Origin of the sequence: Alkalibacillus aidingensis (assembly GCF_014595945.1) — a bacterium.
GTDB lineage: Bacteria > Bacillota > Bacilli > Bacillales > Alkalibacillaceae > Alkalibacillus > Alkalibacillus aidingensis.
Genome location: NZ_JABXWU010000017.1, coordinates 1 through 18,785, shown reverse-complemented (window position 1 = coordinate 18,785; position 18,785 = coordinate 1). Strand labels below are relative to the sequence as shown.

21 protein-coding genes are annotated in these 18,785 nt (G+C 36.3%); 7 read left to right on the top strand and 14 right to left on the bottom strand.

Going from position 1 to position 18,785, the window contains the following annotated elements; translation table 11 throughout:
• Window positions 1-188: 188 nt before the first annotated feature.
• On the top strand, window positions 189-869 hold the full coding sequence (locus tag HWQ49_RS14480) for a DUF421 domain-containing protein (RefSeq protein ID WP_223155207.1): 681 nt from the start codon (window positions 189-191) through the stop codon (window positions 867-869).
• Window positions 870-1,006: 137 nt separating this feature from the next.
• Here the strand turns inward: HWQ49_RS14480 and HWQ49_RS14475 are convergent, their stop codons facing one another.
• The 4 genes from HWQ49_RS14475 to HWQ49_RS14460 all read right to left on the bottom strand — a co-directional run bounded on the left by HWQ49_RS14475 (window position 1,007) and on the right by HWQ49_RS14460 (window position 2,874).
• Window positions 1,007-1,903 carry an MBL fold metallo-hydrolase gene (locus HWQ49_RS14475; RefSeq protein ID WP_188208342.1) on the bottom strand — a complete coding sequence of 299 codons (897 nt, stop codon included), beginning with the start codon at window positions 1,901-1,903 and terminating at the stop codon, window positions 1,007-1,009.
• Between the two features lie 64 nt (window positions 1,904-1,967).
• Window positions 1,968-2,282: a hypothetical protein gene (locus HWQ49_RS14470; protein WP_188208341.1), complete on the bottom strand. Its 315-nt coding sequence runs from the start codon at window positions 2,280-2,282 to the stop codon at window positions 1,968-1,970.
• A gap of 78 nt (window positions 2,283-2,360) precedes the next feature.
• Window positions 2,361-2,555: a hypothetical protein gene (locus tag HWQ49_RS14465; protein ID WP_188208340.1), complete on the bottom strand. Its 195-nt coding sequence runs from the start codon at window positions 2,553-2,555 to the stop codon at window positions 2,361-2,363.
• An 88-nt stretch (window positions 2,556-2,643) separates the two neighbouring features.
• Window positions 2,644-2,874, bottom strand: coding sequence for a hypothetical protein (locus tag HWQ49_RS14460; RefSeq protein WP_188208339.1), 231 nt, complete (start codon window positions 2,872-2,874; stop codon window positions 2,644-2,646).
• Window positions 2,875-3,084: 210 nt separating this feature from the next.
• On the opposite strand from HWQ49_RS14460, the gene HWQ49_RS14455 reads away from it, so the two are divergent.
• On the top strand, window positions 3,085-3,534 hold the full coding sequence (locus tag HWQ49_RS14455) for a CotY/CotZ family spore coat protein (RefSeq protein ID WP_188208338.1): 450 nt from the start codon (window positions 3,085-3,087) through the stop codon (window positions 3,532-3,534).
• 121 nt (window positions 3,535-3,655) lie between these two features.
• Here HWQ49_RS14455 and HWQ49_RS14450 read toward each other — a convergent pair whose 3' ends face one another.
• On the bottom strand, window positions 3,656-4,054 hold the full coding sequence (locus tag HWQ49_RS14450) for a CotO family spore coat protein (RefSeq protein WP_188208337.1): 399 nt from the start codon (window positions 4,052-4,054) through the stop codon (window positions 3,656-3,658).
• A gap of 241 nt (window positions 4,055-4,295) precedes the next feature.
• On the opposite strand from HWQ49_RS14450, the gene HWQ49_RS14445 reads away from it, so the two are divergent.
• Entirely contained in the window at window positions 4,296-5,468 is a 1,173-nt protein-coding gene (locus tag HWQ49_RS14445) for an FtsW/RodA/SpoVE family cell cycle protein (RefSeq protein ID WP_188208336.1), read from the top strand.
• Here the strand turns inward: HWQ49_RS14445 and HWQ49_RS14440 are convergent.
• From HWQ49_RS14440 to HWQ49_RS14430, 3 genes are read right to left on the bottom strand one after another with little or no spacing between them, the layout of a single operon-like run.
• Window positions 5,465-6,331 (bottom strand): RluA family pseudouridine synthase, encoded by an 867-nt coding sequence (locus HWQ49_RS14440; RefSeq protein ID WP_188208335.1) that lies wholly within the window; start codon window positions 6,329-6,331, stop codon window positions 5,465-5,467. The two genes, HWQ49_RS14445 and HWQ49_RS14440, sit on opposite strands and share 4 nt — an antisense overlap.
• A gap of 17 nt (window positions 6,332-6,348) precedes the next feature.
• Window positions 6,349-7,164 (bottom strand): NAD kinase, encoded by an 816-nt coding sequence (locus tag HWQ49_RS14435; RefSeq protein ID WP_188208334.1) that lies wholly within the window; start codon window positions 7,162-7,164, stop codon window positions 6,349-6,351.
• A gap of 29 nt (window positions 7,165-7,193) precedes the next feature.
• Entirely contained in the window at window positions 7,194-7,811 is a 618-nt protein-coding gene (locus HWQ49_RS14430) for a GTP pyrophosphokinase (protein WP_223155206.1), read from the bottom strand.
• 133 nt (window positions 7,812-7,944) lie between these two features.
• On the opposite strand from HWQ49_RS14430, the gene HWQ49_RS14425 reads away from it, so the two are divergent.
• From HWQ49_RS14425 to HWQ49_RS14415, 3 genes are all read left to right on the top strand, one after another.
• Window positions 7,945-8,517 (top strand): CYTH domain-containing protein, encoded by a 573-nt coding sequence (locus tag HWQ49_RS14425; protein ID WP_188208332.1) that lies wholly within the window; start codon window positions 7,945-7,947, stop codon window positions 8,515-8,517.
• A 90-nt stretch (window positions 8,518-8,607) separates the two neighbouring features.
• Window positions 8,608-8,991, top strand: a complete 384-nt coding sequence (locus HWQ49_RS14420) for a globin domain-containing protein (protein WP_188208331.1) — start codon at window positions 8,608-8,610, stop codon at window positions 8,989-8,991.
• A gap of 24 nt (window positions 8,992-9,015) precedes the next feature.
• Window positions 9,016-9,897, top strand: coding sequence for a ClpXP adapter SpxH family protein (locus HWQ49_RS14415; RefSeq protein WP_317450937.1), 882 nt, complete (start codon window positions 9,016-9,018; stop codon window positions 9,895-9,897).
• Window positions 9,898-10,304: 407 nt separating this feature from the next.
• On the opposite strand, the gene pepF is transcribed toward HWQ49_RS14415, so the two are convergent.
• The 4 genes from pepF to mecA form a co-directional block, all read right to left on the bottom strand.
• Window positions 10,305-12,113: an oligoendopeptidase F gene (gene pepF / locus HWQ49_RS14410; RefSeq protein WP_188208330.1), complete on the bottom strand. Its 1,809-nt coding sequence runs from the start codon at window positions 12,111-12,113 to the stop codon at window positions 10,305-10,307.
• A gap of 87 nt (window positions 12,114-12,200) precedes the next feature.
• On the bottom strand, window positions 12,201-13,370 hold the full coding sequence (locus tag HWQ49_RS14405; protein ID WP_188208329.1) for a competence protein CoiA: 1,170 nt from the start codon (window positions 13,368-13,370) through the stop codon (window positions 12,201-12,203).
• Window positions 13,371-13,503: 133 nt separating this feature from the next.
• Window positions 13,504-15,015, bottom strand: a complete 1,512-nt coding sequence (gene cls, locus HWQ49_RS14400) for a cardiolipin synthase (protein ID WP_188208328.1) — start codon at window positions 15,013-15,015, stop codon at window positions 13,504-13,506.
• Between the two features lie 283 nt (window positions 15,016-15,298).
• Window positions 15,299-15,994, bottom strand: a complete 696-nt coding sequence (gene mecA, locus HWQ49_RS14395; protein ID WP_188208327.1) for an adaptor protein MecA — start codon at window positions 15,992-15,994, stop codon at window positions 15,299-15,301.
• A gap of 319 nt (window positions 15,995-16,313) precedes the next feature.
• On the opposite strand from mecA, the gene HWQ49_RS14390 reads away from it, so the two are divergent.
• Complete coding sequence (locus HWQ49_RS14390) at window positions 16,314-16,970, top strand: TerC family protein (protein WP_394810786.1); 657 nt, start codon at window positions 16,314-16,316, stop codon at window positions 16,968-16,970.
• A gap of 69 nt (window positions 16,971-17,039) precedes the next feature.
• Here HWQ49_RS14390 and spxA read toward each other — a convergent pair whose 3' ends face one another.
• Together spxA and HWQ49_RS14380 are read right to left on the bottom strand one after the other, a co-directional pair.
• Window positions 17,040-17,435 (bottom strand): transcriptional regulator SpxA, encoded by a 396-nt coding sequence (gene spxA / locus HWQ49_RS14385; RefSeq protein ID WP_188208325.1) that lies wholly within the window; start codon window positions 17,433-17,435, stop codon window positions 17,040-17,042.
• Between the two features lie 351 nt (window positions 17,436-17,786).
• Window positions 17,787-18,365 (bottom strand): GNAT family N-acetyltransferase, encoded by a 579-nt coding sequence (locus HWQ49_RS14380; RefSeq protein WP_188208324.1) that lies wholly within the window; start codon window positions 18,363-18,365, stop codon window positions 17,787-17,789.
• Window positions 18,366-18,785: the final 420 nt, after the last annotated feature.

Sequence of the window (18,785 nt, the reverse complement as noted above, 5' to 3'; positions counted from 1 at the left end):
ACAACAATTAACATAATAAACCCCAGATAGGGGACTTTTTATTTTAAGTCCACTAACTGGGGTATAGTTCACCCAATGCTTGAAAGCTTTTTTTATGACCTTCCTCATGCATGAAAGAACTACACATATCCCATAATAAATAGAAGTGACTCATTAAATATATTGTATCTAAGGGCGGTGTGTGGTCTTTGGAAGCTATTGATTTTGCCAGAATAACGTTTGAAACATTAGTTGGCTTTATTGCTCTATATACGTTGTCAAAAGTCCTTGGAAAGTCTCAAATCACCCAAATCACACCTTTTGATTTTATCGCAGCCCTTGTATTAGGCGAGTTAGTTGGAAACGCATTATATGACCCTGAAGTTGGGGTAAGCATGATCTTATATGCCATTGCTTTATGGGGGATACTTATATTTATCACCGAAATCATCACACAAAAGTATCGAAAATCACGAAAGTTACTAGAAGGGTATCCTTCTCTTGTCATCCGTCGTGGTGAAATTCAACGAGACGTAATGAAAAAATCAAAACTCGATATTAACCAACTTATGCACCTATTGCGCGATAAAGGAGTCTTTTCTCTTCAGGAAGTGGAATATGCCGTTTTTGAAACAGATGGTTCCATAAATGTACTTAGGAAATACATTCATCAAACTCCAACAAATGAAGTACTTAATCAAGCACCTAAACCCGTAGAATTACCAATCAATATCATTTCGGATGGTGAAATTATTGAAGAAAATATAGACGAAATCGACTGGGATATTAAGCAAGTCAAAGAAGAGGTGAAAAAACAGGGATTAACGATTGAAGAGGTAATGTATGCTGAGTGGAGTAAAGAAAACGGGTTATTTATTATGCCTGTTTAAAGCCTCAGTTTTTTATGTGGCTGGTGGGTAAATGTTAGAGAGAAATGATTTCATTGACGTTTTGCCCTCTAATGAAGCGCAAAACGTCAGAGAATACCACCGACTATCAAGAAGTTGATTAGAAAAACCAACTTCGTCTAGGATGGATAAAATACTATTCGGTAGTTCTTAACTTCGTGCTTTATCTTTCCTTCTTCAATAAGTGCCGTTATATAAGATGTCACGGCAGTTCGAAATAATAAAAACATTGATAGTTGATCTGCTTTGATCTCATACATTTCACACAACTTAGCGACAATCTCTTCATGAGAGCACCCTTCAGGATGATTCTTCAGTTCTTTTTCAAGATTGTCTAAAATTTTCTGGTGGTACTTAATGTTTGTCTGCAAAGTCTCATGATAATTTGTTTCAAACCTACCATGTCCAGGTATCGCCCCATCATAGTTCGTCTCCACCAACTTCTTTAAGCTAGCTATCGTGTCCTTCGCACTAATGATAAAGGGGATCTTATGCTTGTCCAGTTCCTCTTCTCCAAAATAACTATCAGCCGCATAAAGAATTCCTTCTGTTGCAACAGCAAGTTGGTGATAACTATGTCCAGGTGTTAAAATCAACTCTAAATGAAAACGATCAATCTCGATCGTTCCCTCATCTACCACTTGGTCAACCTGCACCGGTGGACCTTCTAAAAATTTATTCCTCAACTCATCTAATGGGGCATTTCCTTGAAACATATAAATAGGTTCAATAATTGGATTTTCTACAATTGCTGCTTCAAGCTTAGGAGCGATCACTTTAATGTTATAATGCTTTTTTAAATAAAAAGCGCCGCCATAATGGTCAGCATGGGCATGGGTAATAAATAAATGAGTTATCGGGAGTTGTTTACTTTCTAATTGACGAACGACCTTACGAATGGAGGATTGGTCAATCCCCGCATCTATAATCATTCCATGTTCACCCTTATGCACATAACCAATATTGACGGAGCTTTCAAAGCAATAGCAGTCATCATTTAATTGTTTTATTTTCATTTTCTAAAACCTACCTTTAACGAGACCTCGTCCTTCCCATTTTGGTCAAAGATGGACGTATTTATTATATGGTTTCGCTAAAGTGTTGGCCTTTTCCTGTTACATGAGACCAATTCCCCTTCATTTCATGACTAACTACCGTTTGATTAAGGGGATACAATTGGTCAGTTGATCCCATTAATAACGTAGATTGCCTTTGTCTTTCCCTTTCCAAAAGGCGATGCTTCCTCTCTTGTTCATAATCATGGCGCCATTTTCTTTGACGATCTAATTCAACACGAAATACTTTATCGACGGTCATAGAGGATTGTTTCTCATCGATTGTTCGTCGATGATAGTTCTGATATTGATGTTGGTTAACAGGTAAAATATAGCCCATATTACCAACTCCTTCCTCTTATTATTCATATACCCGTTTGTCTACTAATATATTCGTGAAGTATTCCCATTATTTGAGCTATTTTTTCTTGGATTCAATTTTATTACCAAAATCCTCTAACCACTTGTTCAGACGTGTTGCATCTTCTTCAAGCATTTTTTCCCATTTAGTAAAGTCTTCAGTGTGCTTTTGAAATTTTTGTTCTGGCGATTGACCAGCTTCCTTAGCCAGTTGTTGTAAATGTTTCATTATCGTTATGATTCGCTCTGACATCCGATCACACCTTCCTAATAACAAAATATGTCAAAAAGATACAAAATAAAAAGGAACTCGAACGAATCATCCGAGTTCCTAAGTACTATTAGAGCCAGAAGAATGGTGGTCGACGATCGTCTTCTTCATGTTTATCGTCTTTCGCTTCTACCTCATCTTCAACATGATGATGGTCTTCTTTTGTTTCTTCTATAGGCTCCTCATCCATCATTCTTGGACCGAATAAAGGATGTGGTTCTCTCTTTGGTGGCTCAAAATGAACATTGTCTGCTTTAATAATTAAGTCCTTAACATGGATTTCTTTTTTAGAATCGGACATGTTCTTCACTCCTTTGATGATTTAGACGTTCGTTACTAATATATTCACCTCTGCTGTTTTAGGTTAGGTTAGTGCCCTTTTTCAATAAAACTTCATGATAAGAAATCTGATTTGGTTAATTTGGCGAATGCCCACACCACCCCATGATGTATGCATACATTATTAGCGTAAGTAAAGGTCAAATGACCTGAAAAGAAAGGAGATTTGCTAATGTCTTGTAGAGAAAAGCATCACCACACTACCGATAATTGTGTATGTGATATTCTACGTCAAATCGCTGATGCCCAAAGTGATGTTGTTGACGATTGCGATATTGGCTGTGAGCAGTCTATTCAGGATCTTCTAGGTGATGAATCACCAAATAACCTAGATACGGTACCTGTTTTATTATACTGTGATTGTGATCCATTCAGAGGGTTCGGAGTTAGAGACGATGAAAACAGAACAGTCGTTGCAAGCTTCTATTTCCGTGTAAGAAATGTAGATGACGATTGTTGCGCAACTCTTGAACTATTAAGAGATCCGGCTGACTCACAAGCTAATTTCCCTGATCCAACAAGACAAAAAACAGCTAATCTACGTGCAACTGGAATCTGCATTACTGTTGATTTAAAATGCTTCTGCCACGTGACTTGCCTACCAGCAACCAACGCACTTTAATATAAGTCAATCAAAAAATGAGCCTACTCATTACGAGTAGGCTCATTTTTTTCGTTCTATAAAAATCCATAAAAAAATCGGCCGAGCTCTATCAAACTCAGCCGTCTGTTAGATTATCTTTTTAAAAACCCATTAAACGGACATCTTGTATATCTGAACGTTTAATCTTAACACGGTATCCATTTTTAACAGACTTGAGTAGCAATAATTCGTCATCACATCTCTCAACAGTTCCTAAATATGTTTGGCGATCAGTTACCACTTCACATTTCATCTTCGGCATAATGGATGGCATATCATTCATATAATTCAACTTTTCTTCAACAGTCATATCTTGAAACTTCCGTCTTTTGGTTGGACCTTTGGACTCATTATTTTTTGATTCAATGTCTGTTTCTTCTTCAATTTGTTTAAATACTTCCTGATTACTGTAAAAGAAGGGCTGTGCTTCTACCGTCGGGCCCTTTTCAGAACGTTGTGCGATGAATAATAGGGGTGGCTTCACTTGATTGTCAGGCATGAGTGATCTCCTTTCTTCTAGAGTCAATATCACCTTATCATATGCGTGTATGCCTATTTGAGTGAACTTCACAATAGTTGCCGTCACCTAATTTATTCTCAATTTCAACACCATTAACCTATTTACTTTTTTATATTATATAATTATCATTAAAGTTTCATAACGTTTATTAAGTTCACGTTGACGAATATTGACAAATGCTTGAAAATAGAAGAGATGATAAATTAAAAGGAGTATATCCATGGACAGTAGTGGAAATAAAAAAAGAATTGATACATTCTTAATCTTTCTTATAATAGCGCTTGTCGCGATTAGTAGCTTTACTTTATATACATTGCAACCAAATTTACCTGCACGTTTAACCAATATTAATTTTTATTTCCAACAAATTGTTTGGTTTCTCCTAGGTGCTTTTGGTGTTGCCTTAATTATGATCTTAGACTTTGACCGCTATCGTAAATTAGCCTGGCCTCTATATATCATTGGTGTAGGGATGTTAGCAGGATTATTCGTTTGGGGATCTACTAGCTTAGGAGCGACTCGTTGGTATCATTTGCCTTTCGGATCGATTCAACCTTCTGAATTTATGAAGGTTTTTCTTGTGATTACCCTGGCACATGTTATTACGTCTCATAATGAAAAATGGGCTCATAAAGATTTAAAGTATGATTTAGTTCTATTAAGCAAAATACTTGCTCTAACTATCCCACCCCTTGTACTTATTGCAATGCAGCCTGATTTAGGATCCTCCCTAGTCATATTATCTATAACTGGATTCCTAATATTGATTTCAGGGATTCGCTGGCGAGTTATTTTTACGATTCTAGGGATTACGGCTGCCATTAGTTTAGCCGTTAGTATGGTTTATTTACTTTATACTGATCGATTTGTTGAATTTATGATGGATACACCGTTTCGTCATGCTATATACCGAATTCAAGCATGGCAAAACCCTCACCTTTACCAGGATGGCTCTGCTATGCAGGTTCTTAATTCCATGAAAGGCATTGGCTCTGGTCAATTGTTTGGTAAAGGGGTTGGGGAGTATGAGGTTTATATACCAGAACGTCATACCGACATGATTTTTACGGCAATTGCAGAGCAATTCGGCTTTATCGGCGCGAGTGTCGTGATTATCTTATATTTCTTGGTTATCTACCGAATTATTCAAATCGCTCTTGAGTGTCGCGATCCATTTGGTACGTATTTATCCGTAGGAATTGTTGGTATGTTCTCCTATCAAATTTTCCAAAACATTGGCATGTCAATCCAATTACTACCACTAACAGGTTTACCACTGCCATTTTTAAGCTACGGGGGAACGTCATTGCTCGTCTACATGGCGGCAATTGGCCTGATCTTGAATGTCCATTCTCGTAAGAAAACTTATATGTTTGAGACTGACGATGATTAAATCAATCGTTCCATTTCAGTGGGGAAAGATCCATAACAGTGAATGCGTTGATTTAAAATCGGATGATTAAAAGCTAATAACTGACAGTGTAAAGCCTGACCAAAGATCTCTGTTGTCATCCCACCATAAAGGTCATCTCCCAGTAATGGGTGACCCAAATGTGCTAAATGAACGCGAATTTGGTGGGTACGTCCTGTTTCAAGCTTAACTTTAACAAGCGAGTCCTGCCCATTGTCTTTAACGACTTGATAATGAGTGATGGCTCGCTTTCCTTGTTTTGTTACTTTTCGTTCAATAATTGAGGGCAAGTTTCGACCAATCGGTAAGTCAATCGTGCCTTTCTTCTGTTTCAATTGACCATGTACAACGGCGACATATTGACGTTCGATTTTTTCATTCTGTAACAAGTGGTGAATATATCGGTGTTTTGCAATCAAGACTGTACCAGAAGTATATTTATCTAAGCGCGTCAGAATATGAACCGTTGACTCCACATTAATTTGCTTAAAATAGTCCAATACACCACTTGCTAAAGTTGGCCTATGTCGGTCGTTCATATTCGGTGAGACAGCAATCCCTCTAGGCTTATTAATGACTAGAACGTAAGGATCCTCATAAATCACATTTAATTTAAGCTCCATAGGTTGGAGTGCTTCACTTATTTGTTCAGGAGGGAAAAAAACGACTAACCGGTCACCACTTCTCAAACGCTCCTTCACTGTGCAGTGCTGTTGATTACGTAAAATCTCACCATTTAACTTAACCTGCTTTAGTAAACGACTTGAAAAAGCCCGTACGTGGAGTAAATAATCACGTACGAGCCAATCTTCATGCTTTCTTGTAATCTTCCATTCGAATTTCATCCAAATTCACCTATCTTTTAGTTAAGTCCGTTTGATCGTTCATTAGCAATAAACGAATCGTGTACTCTTTTCCAAAACGGAAATGGTCGGAAACGTGCAAAACGTACACGCTCTTTTGCCACACGACATTGAATACTATGAACATGGTTGAAAGTCATGGAAAGATGATCAATCGTAATTAAAAAGCTACGATCATTTTTCGGTTTTAAGACGGCCGTATGGTGCTTCGGTAAAATTAAAGGCGAGCCAACTGTTCGGAAGACCCGGTTATTGATAGAAGCCATTTCAGTAATTTGAAAAGCTTCTAAAGATGGGTGGATGATTGCGCCACCTAGCGCTTTATTATAAGCCGTCGACCCAGACGGTGTAGAAATACATAATCCATCACCACGGAACGTCTCAAAATGCTCACCCTTAATTTCCACATCTAAAACAACAGACCCTTCTGCTGTTTTAACTGACGTTTCGTTCAAAGCTAAGTAACAATGCTCTTCATCATATTCAGCTGGACGAATAGTAAGTTCAAGTAACGGGTATTCCACAACTTGAAAAGGTGTTCTAGCAATTTCAATAATCAATTTCTCTAATTCTTCGGGCACCCAATCCGCATAAAAGCCTAAATGTCCTGTATGTACACCGATAAATGCAGTATCGTTCAAACGATGAACATAACGATGAAAAGCTTCTAATAGTGTCCCGTCTCCTCCAACTGAAATCACTAAATCAGGCTCTTCTTCATTATATTCTAATTTAAATTCCGATAAATAGCTTTTAAATTTCGATTTAATTTCTTTTGAAGCTTGATCTCCACGGCACTGTACTGCAAACTTCAATTTCACCCCACCTTTATAAAGTAATACATTTAATGTTCTTTCTTTTGACGGAAGAATTGTTGTGCTTCACGAATCTCCTGGCGAATCTTGGACATTTCCTCATCCAAACGAAAAGCCGCTTCTGCTGCTCTTTTCAAGCGATTTTTAATATCACTTGGAATCTGCCCAGAGTATTTATAATTTAAAGAATGTTCATTAATGGCCCAAAAATTCATAGCTAAAGTCCGGATTTGGACTTCTGCTAATATCTTTTTCTCTCCGTGAATCGTCTGAACCGGATATCGAATAATCACATGGTAAGAGCGATATCCACTTTCTTTATTCTTCTCAATATAGTCCTTCTCTTCAACAATCTCAAAATCATTGCGATGCTGGATCATCTCAACAACCTCATAAATATCATCTACAAACGGACAAACGACTCTAAGTCCAGCAATATCTTGAACTTCCTCTTCTATTTTAGGAATTGGGATCTCACGTCGTTTCGCTTTATCGACAATACTCGTAATCGGTTTAACACGACCGGTGACGAACTCAATGGGAGAATGTCGAGATTCATAATCGAATTGTTTACGCATCCCTTTTAATTTAATTTTTAATTCATCTACTGCTTGACTATAAGGTGCTAAAAAGATGTCCCATTTCAAACGCCTTCTCCCTCGCTTTCCCCTTGATGTCATAATCAATTCCATTGTATCACAATTCACTAACAGTCATAATCGTTGAATCATACAAATTTATCCTTCATAATAAATACTAGTTTACTTAGGAGTGAAAGTCATGCAAGAAATTGAAATAGAATTTAAAAACCTGTTAACTAAACAAGAGTATCTGCGATTAATTGATCAAGTTGTTAAGTCCACACCAACACCAAAAACACAAGTAAACCACTACTTTGAAACCGATGATTTTCAACTGAGACAAAACCAAATGGCTCTTAGAATTCGGCAAAAACACCAAGCCTATGTTGCCACATTAAAACAACCACATGAAGATGGCTTGCTTGAAACTCATGATGATTTAACTGAACAGCAGGTCAAACAATGGTTACGCGATCAAATATCGTTACCTCCTAATATTTCAAAACAATTAGCTCGTATCGACCTTGATGAGAAAAGGTTAAAATATCAAGGTGCCTTAACGACTCACCGAATTGAAGAGGATCAAGAACAATTCACCTTAGTTTTAGACCACAGTGAATATAATCAGACAGAGGACTTCGAGCTAGAACTAGAGGTAAATTCATATGAGTATGGTCAGGAGATTTTTAACCATTTGTTAAAACAATATCAAATCCCTAAACGACACACTAAGAACAAAATTGTCCGTTTCTTTGAATCCTTTAGTTCCTAAAACCCTTAATTTACAGCATTTCCCTACTCATATTGATTGATACAAATATAAAGCGTTGCTACAATAAAAAGACGAGAGAGAGGAATTTTAATGACACATCAATATGGTAATATTTATGAGGCAATCGGCGGCGAGGAAGCTGTCGAGCGACTTGTTGAAGCATTCTATAAGCGTGTAGGTAAGCATCCTGATTTAGTTCCGATCTTTCCTGATGATTTAACAGAAACGGCTCGGAAACAAAAACAGTTTCTAACCCAGTTCTTTGGAGGGCCACCTCTTTATATTCAAGAACATGGCCATCCCATGTTAAAAGCTAGGCACAATCCATTTCCGATTACGCCAACAAGAAGAGACGCGTGGTTAGAATGCATGAACGAAGCGTTAGAAGAAGCTGAAATTGAAGAACCTTATAAAAGTTCAATATACGAGAGGTTAATCATGACAGCGAATCATATGATGAATACACCGGAATAGTAACGGTCGAAAGGGGAAATCGATGTGGTGGATAAAACAGCTGATGTGATGAACAATCTTACATCGAATGATAATTCCCAAGTTGACTTTTGTAATTTACTCAATAAACCTGTAGAAATATATTATTTTATCGATCCATTATGCCCTGAATGTTGGTCTTTTGAACCCTACATCAAAAAGCTGGCGATTGAGTATGGCTGTTATTTTAAGTTGCGATCGGTCGTTACAGGACCCAAAAAGACTGACATTACATCTTTTAAACGATCTTCCTGGCGACAACGCCAAAAATCGAAATTAAGCCTTTCTAGGTCACGTGAAGATCAAGTGAAAACCGATCACATTTCATCACCCATTTTAACATCACTAGCCATCAAAGCAGCTGAACTTCAGGGGCAACGTCTAGGAACAAAATTCTTAAGAAAGCTGCAGGAGTATTTGTTCTTGGATCAGAAAAATATTTCAGATGAAGACGTTTTAATGGAAGTAGCCCAGAAAGTCAATTTGGACGTTGAGGAGTTTGAAAAAGACCTCCATTCTAAAACTGCCAAAAAAGCACTACAATGTGATATTCATGTTGCTAAAGAAATGGAAGTTGAACAAATACCTACGATTGTCCTTTTCAATAGCGAGGAAAATCAAGATGGTCTAAAAGTATCTGGACTTTATCAATATCATACCTATGTCAATGCATTATTTGAACTAATGAATCGCCAAGTCAGACCATCTATTAAGCCAGAATTAACCGACTTCCTTTCACACTTCGAGTTTGTCAGTTCTAAAGAAGTTGCTGTCGTCTTTGACTGGAGCGAGGAGAAAACGGAGAAAGAGCTTAAAAAATTACAATTAGCACAGATCGTTCAAAGGTTCCCTGTTAAATACGGAACCTTCTGGAAATATATTAACTAGGGCACGTAACATATTTGTGGGAAAAGCACCATATGATGATTATCAGAAAGGAACGATGTTTATGCTAACACTTCTTTTTTGGTTATTACTAATTATGGGTGCTTTTTTATTTAACATTTTAGGAATGATGCAGCTCGTTCCTCGTTTAATCACATTTCCACTATTGTTTTTCGTCTTATTCTTAGCGATTTACACACTATTTCAACGAAACTCCTACAACCGATACCGTTAGTTTGAGAGGCTAGGACACAGTTTAGATGTCCTGCCTCTTTTTTAGTGTTAAGTCAAACGGAGAATTCAACTTTGTGTCGCTTCCCCCAACAAATACATTAGAGCTCTAAAATAACCCTTAGTTAGAGATCACGACTGCGCTTCTCTAACTAAGGGTTTACTTTACTTAATATATATTACTCGTTTAATAATGCTTCAAACTCATCTAATTTTGCTTCAAAGACGTCTAATGCCCCTAAAATTGGATCTTTAGTCGTCATATCGACTCCTGCTTTTTTAAGAACATCAATTGGATCCTCACTGCTTCCAGCTTTTAAAAAGTCCTTGTAACGTTCAACTGCTGATTCACCTTCATCTAAAATTTTTGCAGCTAAAGTCGTAGCCGCTGCATAACCTGTAGAGTATTGGTATACGTAATAACCCATATAGAAGTGAGGAATACGCGCCCACTCAAGGCCGATCGCTTCATCTACATGAACGTTGTCTCCAAAATATTTTTTATTTAAGTTATAATAAATCTCCGTTAATTTCTCAGCTGTTAAGGCTTCACCTTTTTGGTCACGCTGATGAATTTCATGTTCAAATTCAGCAAACATGGTTTGACGGAACACGGTACCACGAAAACCTTCTAAGAAATTATTCAATAAATATAAGCGTTGTTTCTTACTATCCAATGTCTTTAATAAATAGTCATTTAATAGTGCCTCATTCGCTGTTGATGCAACTTCTGCCACAAAAATAGAGTAACCTCCATATCTAGGCTTCTGATTTTCACGTGTGTAATAGCTGTGGAGTGAGTGTCCTAACTCATGAGCTAGTGTAAATAGGTTATCCACATTATCTTGCCAATTCATTAGAATATACGGATTAGTTAAATAACCACCAGAAGAATAAGCACCACTACGTTTTCCCTTGGTTTCAATCCAATCGATCCAACGCTGATCATAACCCTTTTTTACAATTGACGTATATTCTTCACCTAATGGCGCTAAACCGTTTAAAACATACTCTTTGGCCTCATCAATGGTTACTTCAATCTTTTCATCTACGAGTGGAGCATAAATATCGTACATGTGAAGTTCATCAACTTCCAACATTTTCTTTTTAAGATCCATATAACGATGGAGTAGTCCGATTCGGTCGTTAATGGAATCAACTAAATTATCATAAACCGATTCAGGAATATTATTGCGATCAAGCGCGGCTTCACGTGCAGATGAATAGTTCCGTGCCTTCGCAAAGAAGTTGGCTTTCTTAATTTGCCCACTTAACGTTGCTGAGAAGGTATTTTTATACTGACCAAATGTATCATACATCGCTTTAAACGCTGATTCACGTACAGAACGATCCTTTGAATCTAAAAGGTCACGATATCGCCCGTGTGAAAGCTGAACTTCCTCTCCGTTTTCACCCTTAATGGTTGGAAAATCAATATCAGCATTATTTAGCATACTAAATGCATTGCCTGGTGTCGAAGTCACTTCCGAAACTTCAGCTAGTAAAGTCTCTTCTTTCTCTGATAAAACATGTGGTCGCGATTTCATAATATCACGTAACGTTTTTTCATAATGCTTTAACTCATCATTCTCCTCAATAAATTGCTCAATCTTTTCATCACTCATTGCTAAAATCTCTGGAGTAACGAAACTAAATGAACTCATCATCTGTGTGACTAACGTTTGTGCTCGCGCATCCTGATCTTGATACTTGCTATTTGCCGTGTCTTGATCAGAACGCATATGAGAATAAACATAAACCTTTTGAAGGCGGATCTTTAATTCATCTTCTAACTTTAAAATGTTTAACAATTGATCAGATGACTCCGCAATACGTCCTTTAAATTCTGTGATTTTGGGAAACTCAGATTGCAATGCTTGATATTCTTTCTCCCAATCCTCATCAGTCGGGAAGATTGCTTCTAAATCCCATGTTAATTCCGTTGGTACTTCTTCTCTTGTTTTTAAACCGGTAGATTGTTCAGCCACTATGTAACCTCCTAAGTAATAATTAATTCTTACTATTCCTTATTTTATAAAAATTCCAACAAGAAGTAAAACAAAGATCCCATAATTTCATCTTAAACGATACTTTTTCATAACATGAAGCAGCTTCTCATCAAACTGTAATGCTTGTTCTAATGTCTTAGGATATCTAACTTCTTTCGCTTTAATAAATGTGTGGTCATTTATCTGTTTCAAATAACCAAGTTTAACAAGTAAAGTTAAATAATCCATAACTGGCTGAAGGGGATCGATAGGATAGGCAGTCGGCAGGTTTGATTTGGTCATTTTCTCACAAAGTTTAGTAACCTCTTGCCAAAAAATCCGATCACCGACCTTTTTATTTTTAAACAAATCTAACATAATATAACTTTGCCAAGTGTAAACAGGCTCTTGATTTAGATGATAATCTTTAACTGGTAAATAGATACAGGAAGGTAAGTATTGAGGGTGGAGATTCTTCATATATAAATATTGAAAGAAATGCTGGTCAACATCCTTAATAAACTGACGTTGCCGAGTGCGGAAATGCCGCTTTGCTTTGAGCCAATCGTGATACCAGGTATGGTTATCAAGGAATGATCCATAAATGATTTGGTTAAACGTGGTTTTTTGACTGTGAACAATTGAATTATTCGTGAATGTCCGATCTAAGTGATGATAGTTAACCTCATGAATGCGGAATAATTGTTGATTAGGTTCATAGAAAATAAGTCTTGGAGGAGGTACATACGAAGATAATGTCAGGCATGACCTTAACGCGGGTCGAACTTTGAGACTCGATCGAGTTAAAGGTCGATAATAGGATGGGCCAAATAACCAAACGGGGATAATTTGGCGTGACAGAAAACCACGTGTTCGTTGGGCAAGTTGGGCAGGTTCCAGTGGTGAGCATTGATACTCGATAGCGTAATATTGGTTTTGGAATTTAAGTAGTAGATCAGCTCGTTGCTGAACTGATTTGAGGTAATGTTCCAACCTAACAAGATAACCTTGTTGTTTTAACCAGTTAGCAAGTGTTATCTTGCCTAAAAGGTGTGTTTCCGTTTCACCAGTTCCAAATTTACAAGTTGAATCAGGGTGGTGTGCAAAATGGGGAATGTTGATTTTTCCAGCTCTTAATACAACCTTCTCCTGACAAGCTGGACAATACATCATTTGGTTGCGAAGCTTTTCTAATCGATCCTGAGATTGATTAGAGGCAATAAACTCTTTTCCCTCTGCATTAACAGCCTTTATCAATAAACATCAACTCCTTTTCTATTATGATATGTTCTAAAAGACTATATCAAAGGGGATCACATAGGCCTTTATGTGTCCCCCTTTTCAATACTAAAATTAAATCAAGGTTTTGCAACCAGACTATCGTTCAACTTTACAGTAACGGTGACATCAAACGGAATAATGATTCGACCAAGCGTATGAATATCGATCTTTCCTTAAATGCCTTTGGATCAATCTCTTCAGAAACAGAAAAATCTCCTTTAAAATCCTCTACTAGTTTATTCGTGCTCTCAGTACGGAATAAAAAGGCATTGACTTCGAAGTTTAAATGAAAACTTCTCATATCCATATTAGAAGTCCCAATCGAAGCTAACTCTTCATCAACGATCACTACCTTGTTGTGTAAGAAACCCTTGCCATACTCGTATACCTTAATCCCTGCTTCCATTAATTCAGGAAAGTAAGATCTTGATGCGTGAAAGACCACACGCTTATCCGGCCTTTTAGGAACTAATAAACGAACGTCTACCCCACTCATACTTGCCACTTTCATAGCGGTGAGAATATCTTCATCCGGTATAAAATAAGGTGAAGCAATCCAAATTGATTTTTTAGCGGAAATAATCATGGAAAAATATAATTTTTTAATATTTTCCCACTGGGTATCTGGTCCATCGGCGATCATCTGGACACCACCAAAGTACTCATTAGTTAACATCTCTGGTGAGAGATAATCTTGATTTAATAATGATTCGCCTGTTTCATAACGCCAGTCCTGCAAAAATATCATTTGTAACGAACGTACAGCTTCTCCTCGTACATATAAATGGGTATCACGCCACTCACCAAAATAAGTGTTTTTTCCTAAATATTCATCACCAATATTCAATCCACCCATAAACCCAACTTCACCATCAACAATGACAATTTTACGATGGTTACGAAAGTTTATTCGATTTCCGATGAATGGAAGTTTAACGGGTGCGAAGGGCTTAAACTTAACCCCTGCGTTTCGCAAATCATCTTTATATTCATTCGATAACTTCCAGCTGCCAACTGCATCATATAAAAAGCGAACTTCCAAACCACTTTTGGCTTTCTCAATAAGGATGTCTTTTATTTCTTGACCAATTTCATCATCACGAACAATATAATATTCCATATGAATATGGTGCTCGGCTTTTTTTAATGCGTCTAATATTGCTGGAAAAGTTTCATCGCCATTTGTTAATACATTAGTTTCCGTATTAAAAGAGATGGGAGAATTCCCAAGATAATGAGCCAGTCGAAAGAACATTTTCTGATGGTCACCCATCTGGTTTAAATGCTGCTCAACAATCTGTTTATTACCTTCGATCTTGTTAAAGGCTTGTTCATCAAGCTCCTGCTTTTCGTCATAACGTTTCTGCTTCGTATAATTTCGACCAAAGAAAAGATAGAAAAAGAAGCCTAATACAGGAAAAGCCGCAAAAATTAAGATCCAATTAAGCGTTTGAGATGGGTGCCTGTTTTCAATAAAGATCATAAATACAATTAATACAGCTGAAATCGTGACAAAAATGGAAAAAGCCGTAATGATGTGAACTTCCCAAATATTATAAACAACGATGCCAGCTGCTACTACAACTATAGTGAATAGTAGGATTTGAATCCATTTCAGCATTTCATGAAGCCTCTTTTCGTTATAAAATCAATAAGAGTATTTTATGAAGGTCAGCATAAATTTAACATACTCAATTTATTACAATTTTGCAACCTTTAGAAATAGTAGATAAACTCATTGAAAAACCAATTATCTCCCGATTTTTTAATGAGGGCATCGATCATATAAAGATAATTATAAATAGAACTAAACTAACTTTTTCAGTTTATTTTATTGGATATATTTTCCATTAAAAACTAAAAATAAACTGACAAGCTTCGGAAAAAAGCTTGCCAGCTATTTTTTACTTAAAGTGTTTTCTTAATTGCTTCAATGAGTTCTTTGCGAATATTTCGTTACCGTATTCCGCTAAATAATGAACCGTTAGACTTGACTCTTCTCCATATTCTAATAAGTGACTGATATAATTTTCTTGTTCATCTTCGCTTAAGAAACCGTTTGGGAAGCCGATGTGTAAATAATACAGTCCATTATAAGCATATAAACGATCATCAATGAAGCGCGAATCCTTCATAGCATGACTTAATGAGATGACATCTTCTATATCCTCGAATCGAACAGTCAAGATTAGATCATCATCTAAGTGTTTTTTACCTTTTTGATTCTTCGCTTGACGATTAGATGATTGATCTTTAGATGACAAGTTATCCTCAATTAAGTTCTCGATTTTCTCATCCATGTCGCTTGTAAGGTCGGCATGGTCAACATCTGGCAATTCAAGTTTACTGCCATCCTTAGAAACCTGAGCTTTAGTCACGACGATTTCTAAGCCTTTATCTAAAGCTTGAACTTGAATCCATAATGGGCCTTCAACATTAAAGTCTTCTTGGTCATTAACTTCATCCATCATCTCCCAAAAAAGCTGTTCCCCTTTTTCGCGATTATACCAGATATCTTCGCGACTGAATCCACGTTCTTCAATATCACTGTAAGTTATATAAAACTTTAACGTATTTTCATTTATTCTTTCTATTTCCATCGTTCTCCTCTCCCTTCTCATGAGCAATTAATTCGCTGGGAAGGACTACCTTAAACCTCTTACTCATTACATTACCCGTTTATAAAATGAACTAATCATTTCATAAAGGAGTGTTCTTGTTCATATTTTATGTTAAGTGAATCTTAATTGAAAATGGATTTGACTCTGTTTTTGAAAATTCCATATTTGTCCTTGTTTCATTAATTACAAAGGTATACAAGCTTTATCTTTATTCTTGTATTTAGTCCACTATTTTAAAACATTTAAACATATTTGTCACGTATAAAAAGGGGGATTTTTGGTGGAAATTTTTTTTGATATAAATTGGGACATCCTTAAAGCAGTACTGATCATTATTGGATTAGATTTAATCCTTGGAGGGGATAATGCAATTGTTATTGCAATGGCTAGTCGAAATTTACCCAAGCCCTTGCAAAATAAAGCGATCATACTTGGGACAACCTTTGCAATTTTAATTCGCTTCATCTTAGCGTCAATCGCTATTTACTTATTAACGGTGCCATATGTGCAGTTAATTGGTGGAATTTTCTTGTGTTATATTGCCATTCAATTACTGCTGGATGACAAAGAAGACCACAACATCTCTGCTTCAGCAACCATGTTTGGTGCTGTTAAAACGATTGTTATTGCTGATGTAGTCATGGGTTTCGACAATATCCTAGCCATTTCTGCTGCATCTAACCAAAACTTCCACCTAATCATTTTTGGTTTACTCATTTCAGTACCAATTATTATTTTTGGTAGTAAGGTTATCTTACATTACATGAACAAATACCCGATCATTACTTATTTTGGCGCAGCTTTAATTGCATATACAAGTGCAGAACTAATTCTTAAAGAAAAAGTGGTTCAATCATTCTTCACTCAAATACCTATGGTTCATATTTTATTCCCACTTTTTGTTATCGTATTAGTCTGTCTAATTGGTGTATCATCGAAAAAACAGGTACATTAAACGTCAATTTAAGTTAGTAAATAGGCAAAAGCCGAACCAGCTAAGCTAGTTCGGCTCTTTCAGCCATGATTAGTTGACCAAGCGTTGTGCTTCTTTTAATTGGAATGAACGTACTTTACGTGGTAGGAAACGTCTAATTTCATCCTCATTATAACCAACCTGTAGTCGCTTATCATCGACAATGATTGGACGACGTAGCAAACCAGGATTTTCTTGAATGAGGTTAATTAAATCTTTAAGAGGCATTTGATCTAAACTTACATCCAAGGACTGGAATACCTTTGAACGAGTTGAAATGATTTCATCCGTACCATCCTCTGTCATTCGCAATATCTCTTTAATTTCGTCGGAAGTTAACGACTCTGAGAAAATATTACGTTCAACAAATGGAATCTCATGTTCTTCTAACCATGCTCTTGCCTTTCTACAAGATGTACAGCTTGGTGAAGTAAATAAAGTTACCATGCCATTCACTCTCCTTTTAAAACGGCTTAAGACATGAAACAAAATATATTGAAAAGGTTCTTAGTTTAAAATTAATTTAATTTGACGTTTGAATTAATTATACTACAAATTCATAATATTGAATAGGGTCTCTAGCCACTTGTAATGAAATATTCACAATAAATTCTTATACCTTATTAATGGTTTACCCTTATTCTCAATTATTAAACCTATTTTACCAAAAAATATTTACATAGGAAAAACTTTATGTTCAATTTAAAAAGCTACCCAACTCGAATGGGTAGCTTTTAATTCTGTGATCAAAGCATAAAACTCACTTTAAAAGTGATGTTCACCAAACTAAAATATTGATTATTTCTTTAAGTCGGAAAACAAATCTGATCCTCTATCACGTTCAAACTTCAACACCTCATCTACTGGCTGATACGATTCGCCATACAATTCTTCATCTTTATAGGTGTGGATTTGTTCATAAAGCTTTTTCATCTTTTCATAAATAGCTTCCTCAGATTCCTCTTCAGGTGACCAGTACAAAATCTCCATTGTATTCACTTCATTTGTTGCTAATGACCGTCGTGTATATCCAATCGACTGTGCATGTTTAAACCCTTCACGCTGATAAAACTTAAGCCGCTTTTCAGTATCTGTATCTTCATAATCAACCGGTTCAACTTCTAGAATAATTGGTTTTCCCCGCTGTTTTAACTTCTCCAGTAACTGATGACCAATTCCCTTACCTCTTGCCTTCGGAGAAACATAAACATAATCGATAAAAATAAAAGAATCAAACTCAGCATACATCATGACGTGGTATTCGCCTTCATCCTTATGATAGACGTCACTTTTTTCCTTCAGTAACATCTCCATATGTTCCTTCGATTTCATTTCTTCTACTGGAAAATATTCATTTAGCTTCTCGTACCAATTCATAGATCTACTCCTTTGTTTTTACTTAGACTCTGTTCACAAGAGCCTTAAAGGACAACTCACAAATTGAAAAAATTGTGAAAACAATATCCATTGATCATTATAAGGGAATCTAATATTTCTGTTAAACAGCATTTAGCCACTTTAAGTAGGATAATTATGGATATGGACTGACTATATACACCTAAGAATAGAATCCCTCAAACATCCATCTATAAACGTATTCATACACACTTTTTTAAAAAGATACATAATATCTTGAAATTAATGTTTCTAAGTATCACATCATGTACTCGCTTTTAGCCACTGGATATTTTAATTTTATATAAAAAAGCTCCCTCGTTATTCAAAATGAACTATACCCCAGTTAGTGGACTTAAAATAAAAAGTCCCCTATCTGGGGTTTATTATGTTAATTGTTGT